The sequence below is a fragment of the Bradyrhizobium sp. genome, assembly GCF_049798375.1.
Taxonomy (GTDB): domain Bacteria; phylum Pseudomonadota; class Alphaproteobacteria; order Rhizobiales; family Xanthobacteraceae; genus Bradyrhizobium.
In genome coordinates this window covers 1-2769 of the sequence record NZ_JBARGP010000221.1, presented here as the reverse complement: position 1 = coordinate 2769, position 2769 = coordinate 1, and the positions used below count along the sequence as shown (strand labels likewise).

Below are 2769 nucleotides of genomic sequence, written 5' to 3'. Positions count from 1 at the left end.
TTGGCGAGATTATAGTAGTTGTTGGAATTGTTGTAGTCGTGACAGGCGAAGGCGCATTTGTCGGACGTGTTGCTGACCATCTTGCTGACGTCGGTCGGCGTCGCCGCCACGCCCATCGAGGGCGAATTGTCCAGCATCAGATAGAAGTCGATGTATTTCGGCATGGTGGCCGTGGCGGTCGAAGAGCCGCTCATGGTCACGGACTTGATCCCGACCACGTTCATGAACATGGTCGGCACGCTCGCCGTATACGACACGGTCGAGGTGACGATCCCGTTCTTCTTTTCCACGAGCGCCGTCAGATTGGTCAGCGTATAGCCGCTCGTCCCGTTGACGTTGCCATTGAAGATATTCTGCGCATCGGTTTTGCCGACATCGATCGTGCCGTCCGCGGTCATCGAGCCGGCGGCGAGAAAGGCAGGAGAGGTTCTCGCGACCGAGCCGACCGAGGCGGCGTCGACCGCGCCCTGCAGCTTGCTGCGGATCTGGTTGGCGCGGCTATAGTCCACGCCGCAGCCGACCGCCGAGATCAGCGGCACGCAGACGATGGCGAATGTGACGGCGACATTGGCGGCGCGGTCGCGGCGAAAGCGAGCGAGCAGCCCGGACAATATGAACATGGACCCATGCCTTGCGAGTATATGCCTAGGCGACGAAGCTTCGCCAAAATGCACGGGTTCCTGTTAAGGTCGGCTTATTGCAACTCTCGACATATGGACGTTGTGGACCAGCGTTAACGGAGCCTTAGCGCGATCCCGCACCGTCCAGACCGTCATCCGCCCGAACCGAGTCCCATGACCGAACTCAAGCTCACCCTCGTCGTCGCCTGCGCCCTTGTCGATGCGGACAAGCGCGTGCTGCTGGCGCAGCGTCCGCCCGGCAAATCGCTGGCCGGCCTGTGGGAGTTTCCCGGCGGCAAGATGGAGCCGGGCGAGCGGCCGGAGACGACCCTGATCCGCGAACTGCAGGAAGAGATCGGCATCACCGTGGCCGAGCCGTGCCTGGCACCGCTGACCTTCGCCAGCCACACCTATGAGAGCTTCCATCTCTTGATGCCGCTCTACATCTGCCGGCGCTGGGAGGGCCAGGCGATCGCGCGCGAAGGCCAGACACTGGCCTGGGTGCGGCCGCAGAAGCTGCGTGACTATCCGATGCCCGCCGCGGACATCCCGCTGATCCCGCATTTGATGGATTTGCTGATGTGACGCCGCTATCTCTGCCGCCATGGCCGGGCTTGTCCCGGGCATGACGAGCAAACTGATTCAGGTCTCCGTTTTCGGTATCCGCTTCACCGCATCCTCCAAACTCGCTCGCGCCGAGCCCGGCCGCAGCGGCTTCTGTTGGCTCTCATGCGGCGCCCAGCCCGACAGCCAGATGATGTCGAAGGTGGCGCGGATGCGGCCGTCGGGGTCGGCAAAGCGCTCGGCATAGATCTCGGCCATGCGCAGCATCGTCGTGCGGCGCGTCGGTGTCCGCCGCCGCTCGACTAGCACGTTGGTGGCGCCCATGCGCCTGAGATCCTGCATCAGGCCGAACGCATTGGCGTAGCGCACGACGACGCGATCGACGTCGGTCACCGGCAGTGCAAAGCCTGCCCGCTGCAACAGGCCGCCGACATCGCGCAGATCGGCTGATGGCGCTACCCGCGGCGACACGCCGCCCTCGCATTCGGCCTCCGCGGCAGCAAAGCTCTGTCGCAACTCGGTCAAGGTGTCACCACCGATCATCGCCGCCAGCAGCAGGCCATCGGGCCGCAGTGCGCGGCGGATCTGCGCGAGCAGGCCCGGCAGATCATTGACGAACTGCAAGGCCAGCACCGACAGCGCGAGATCGAGCGATTGCGGTGCTAGTGCGAGCTCTTCCCGCACCGATTCCGGCACATGCGCGAACGACGCGAAGCGGTGCGTGAAAGGCGCCTGCAAACCGCCTGGGGTCCAGACATCGGCCGCGTCGCGGATTGTGCGCTTCACCGCCGCCAGCCGGTCGCCGAGATCCTCGATGATGCGATCGCGCAGGAACGTTTCCGGCGCACGCGCCGCCCGGCGCTGCCGCTGCAGGAGCAGCGAGCGATCGAACAAGACGGGAGCGGAGGTTTGATCGGTTGTCATGGCCGCTGGTTACGCCGATCGCTTACATTGAGCAATTCTCCGTCGTCCCGGCGCCAGTGCGCAATTGCGCACAAGGCCGGGACGACATCGAGTTTGTTGCTTGAGCGTCGCCAACCGCGGCGCTAGCCTCCGATGCATGGATATTGAGATCGCTCCTCAGCGTTCAACTCCAGCCTGGATGCGCGCGAGCCTCCGTGCCGCCGGCAGCGCCGTCGCGCATCTGGCCAAGCTCGCGCTCGACGTTGCGCTGCCGACGCTGTGCATCGCCTGCCGCGAGCCGGTCGACGGCGAGGGGGTCTGTGCCGCCTGCTGGGGCAAATTGTCGTTCATCGAACGTCCCTACTGCCCCAAACTCGGCATTCCCTTCGTTTATGATCCCGGTCCCGAGCTGCTCTCGATGGAGGCAATCGCCAGTCCGCCGGCCTATGCGCGGGCGCGCGCCGCCGTGCGCTATGACGAGGTCGCCCGCACGCTGGTGCATGCGCTGAAATACCAGGACCGCACGGATCTGGCGCCGATCATGGGCCGCTGGATGGCGCGCGCCGGCCGCGAGCTGCTCGAGGGCGCCGACGCGCTGATCCCGGTGCCGCTGCATTGGCGGCGCAACTTCAGCCGCCGCTACAATCAGTCCGGCGCGCTGACCCGCGTGATCGCGCGCCAC

Annotated in this window: 4 protein-coding genes; 2 read left to right on the top strand and 2 right to left on the bottom strand. The window is 65.3% G+C overall.

The genetic code is table 11. The annotated features are described in order from the left end of the window. Positions 1-620: TadE/TadG family type IV pilus assembly protein (locus WA702_RS09500; protein ID WP_425110264.1), on the bottom strand; the 620-nt coding region annotated here is incomplete at its 3' end. A 174-nt stretch (positions 621-794) separates the two neighbouring features. On the opposite strand from WA702_RS09500, the gene WA702_RS09495 reads away from it, so the two are divergent. After that, entirely contained in the window at positions 795-1205 is a 411-nt protein-coding gene (locus WA702_RS09495) for a (deoxy)nucleoside triphosphate pyrophosphohydrolase (protein ID WP_425110263.1), read from the top strand. Between the two features lie 57 nt (positions 1206-1262). Here WA702_RS09495 and WA702_RS09490 read toward each other — a convergent pair whose 3' ends face one another. Beyond that, positions 1263-2108: a methyltransferase domain-containing protein gene (locus WA702_RS09490; protein ID WP_425110262.1), complete on the bottom strand. Its 846-nt coding sequence runs from the start codon at positions 2106-2108 to the stop codon at positions 1263-1265. Between the two features lie 136 nt (positions 2109-2244). Here WA702_RS09490 and WA702_RS09485 point away from each other — a divergent pair. After that, positions 2245-2769 (top strand): ComF family protein (locus WA702_RS09485; protein WP_425110261.1); only part of this gene is annotated, 525 nt, incomplete at its 3' end.